At 71.1% G+C, this 3,045-nt stretch carries 2 protein-coding genes; both read right to left on the reverse strand.

The window, feature by feature from the left end; translation table 11 throughout:
• A partial coding sequence (locus VFE05_00740) for a hypothetical protein (protein HET6228569.1) occupies positions 1-312 on the reverse strand: 312 nt, incomplete at its 3' end.
• On the reverse strand, positions 309-3,045 hold a 2,737-nt coding region (locus tag VFE05_00745; protein ID HET6228570.1), incomplete at its 5' end, for an ATP-binding protein. The genes VFE05_00745 and VFE05_00740, both read right to left, overlap by 4 nt.

Here is a 3,045-nt window from a genome sequence, read left to right on the forward strand (position 1 = left end):
GCAGGCGCCGGCGCTGAAGCCACGCGCAGCGACGAGGAAGATCAGCGCCGCACCAGTGCCCAACGCGATGGCTCCGCTTCCCCTGGTGACTCGGGGGGCGAGAATGCCCGCGGCGAATCCCACCGCCACGCCGGAGATCACTCCGGCGAGGATCGCTCGTCCAGCCGGCTGGCACTGCACCCCGAATGCCCTTTCCACCGCTATGCCGAGGAGCAAGCCGACCCACGCGCCTATGAACGCGCCCGAGAACCAGGGGAAGGAGAACAGCGGAAGGCGCTCCGTGGTCCGCACCTCCGTCTGCTCGCCGGTCACGACGCCACCGGTGCGGAAGACGCCGCGGATGCGTTCAGCTTGCGGTAGCGCAGACGCAGGGTGACGGGCTCGCCGTCCGGGCCGTGCATCTCCACCGTCCGCAGCTCGTCGCGGCAGTGGGCAGGGTAGCCCTTGATCGCCATGGAGTCGGTCATCACCTGCTCGTCGCGGGGGAGGGTGCGCAGCACGTCGTCGCTCACGACGAGCACGAGCTTGGCGCGAGGGCGGGTGATGGAGACGTTGAAGCGGTTGGGGTTCAGCAGGAACTCCGCCTCGCGCTCGGCGAACTCGCCGTCGGCCACCGCGTACGAGACGATGATCATCTCGCGCTCGTTGCCCTGCATGCGCTCCACGGTGTCCACCACCGGCAGCTCGCCGCGCGGAAATCCGGCGGCCAGCAGCTCGGCCAAGATGGCGCTGTTCTGCGCGCGATGCGGCGAGATGACGGCCAGGCCGTGGGATGCGAAGCGGGCCGCCGTGAACGCATCTCCCGTCGCCTCGTCCACCAGCCGCTCCCGCGCGATCCGGGCGATGCGCGCCACCAGCCGTGCCTCGAACGCGTTGCGTGCGCCGGCGCGGTAGCCGTCGTACGTGGCGAACACGACCGCATCGTCCGGCCGGAAGAACATCTCGAACAGCTCCGCATCCCCCGGCTCGCCCGACTTTCCGGCATCTACCGCCAAGCGGGATTCGGTAGATGCGACGCCATCCGTCGAAGTGCCGCTCGTCGTCCGGATGCGGTGCTCAGGCTCCATCGAGACGAGGCCGGGATAGAAGAGCTGGCGCGGATATTCGACCAGCGTGCGGTTCATCCGCCGGCTCTCGCGCAGCGACGTGCGGCCGTACAGCCCGGCGAAGTGCGCGAAGACGGAGCCGAAGAGCGTGCCGCCCGCCTCGCGGTAGCTGCCGCGGATCACGGGCGCGAGCTGCCGGTCGTCGCCGCACAGGATCACCCGCCCGCCGCGGCGGGCGGACGAGAGCGCGATCAGCGCGTCCCCCACCTTCATCTGCGACGCCTCGTCGATCACGACGACGTCGAACCACGGGCGCACGGGCACGTCGCCCGCCGTCTCCTCGTCCGCGTCGGCCGCGCCGTTCGCCGCCTTCATCTGCTTCCACAGCGACCACACGGTCGAGCCGACGACGATGGGCGAACCGGCCGCGTCGCTCTCGGCCAGCATCCGCGGCAGTGCGGTGTCCTTCACGACCTCCACGAGCGTCCCGTCCAGGTCGCGGTCGGCCTCGCTGCCGCTGCCCGCGAGCTTGACCGCCCGTAGCGGAGACGCGATCCCGCTCGCCTCCAGCTCCCGCGCGACGCGGCTCAGCACGTTCACGATGGCCCGGTGCGTCGCCGCGCTCACGAGGATGCGGCACGGCCTCCCCTCCCGCCGCGCGGACGCTGCGAGTCCGAGCAGGATCCACGCGAGCAGGTACGTCTTCCCCGTTCCCGGCGGTCCCCAGATGACGGAAAGTGTCTGCCGGAACACATTCTCCCACGCCGACTGCTGCTCCGCGTTCAGCACCTCTCGCCCGTACGCCGTGGATGCACGCGCGAGGAGCTCTCGCCCCCCGCCGTCATCCAACGTCTCGCTCCAGCCGTCGGGATAGCCGCCCTCCAGCAGATCGACCACGAACCGCGCCTCGCCCGTGCCCGCCGCTAGGTGACGCAGGGTGGAGATGATGCGGCGCGTGTTGAAGTCCGTCGGCGCGCGGTCCAGCACGCACACGCGGTCCAGGAAGATCTCGCCGTCCGCGACGGCCTTCTTGAAGTCGCCCGATGGGGAGAGGACGACGCGCGGGGGAGATGCGGCAAGGTCGTATTCGACGAGGTCCATCATCAGCCGGCGGCGCTTCCAGGGGAAGCGGTCCGTCTCCAGCAGCCCGTCGGTGTCCTCGTTGGTGAGGACGAGGGCGAAGTCGCCCGGGCGGAACTTGGCCTCGCGGCAGTCGGGATCGAACTCGAAGACGAGCGTGCCATCCTCCCGCCGCTCAAAAATCTCCATGCCGCGGATGCACTCGAAGCGCCGCGCCCGGTCGCGCGCGGGCAGGGCGTGCAGCGCGCGGATGAACATCGCCTCCGCCGCGGACTCCATCTGCGTGAAGATGCGCAGCGTCTCCAGCGTGGCCTGCGGGATCGGCTCGCCGCCCTTCGCCGATGGGATCGCGCCGCCTTCCATCCCCAAACGCCCGTCCTTGCGCTTGGCGGAGCGCTCGCGGACTGCGCGCAGCACGGAATCCACCGCGGCGAGCTTGGAGCGCACGGCGGACCGAATCTCCTCCGCCACCTCGCCGGGAGATGCGACCACGCCGCCGCGGCGGCGATGCGGGCGCGACTTCCACACGTTGTGGATGCGCTCGAACGCGACCTGGCTGGACAGCGGCCACGCGAAGTCGTCGGCCGGCGCGTGGACGTGCGGGTGCTCGGCCGGGCGCAGCACGTCGGACACGGCCGGGAGATGGTAGGCGTACGGCACCGGCAGCGCGAAGAGCTCCGCCACCGCGTCCAGCAGCACCGTGCCGGGGGGCGGCGCCGCGCTTCCGGCGCCCGTCTCGCCCGCGGGAAAGAGCAGCCCGGCGAAGCGTGCGATGTGCGGCTGCACCTCGGGATTGCCGATGTGCCGCTCCAGGAGTCCGCGCAGCAGTTCCAGCTCCGCGCGGTCCCACACGAAGAAGTGCACCGAAGCGGCGGACGGCCCTCGCCCCCGCCCCGCCCGCCCGCCTGTGGCTGGAGCT

The sequence above is a fragment of the Longimicrobiaceae bacterium genome (assembly GCA_035696245.1).
Lineage (GTDB): Bacteria > Gemmatimonadota > Gemmatimonadetes > Longimicrobiales > Longimicrobiaceae > DASRQW01.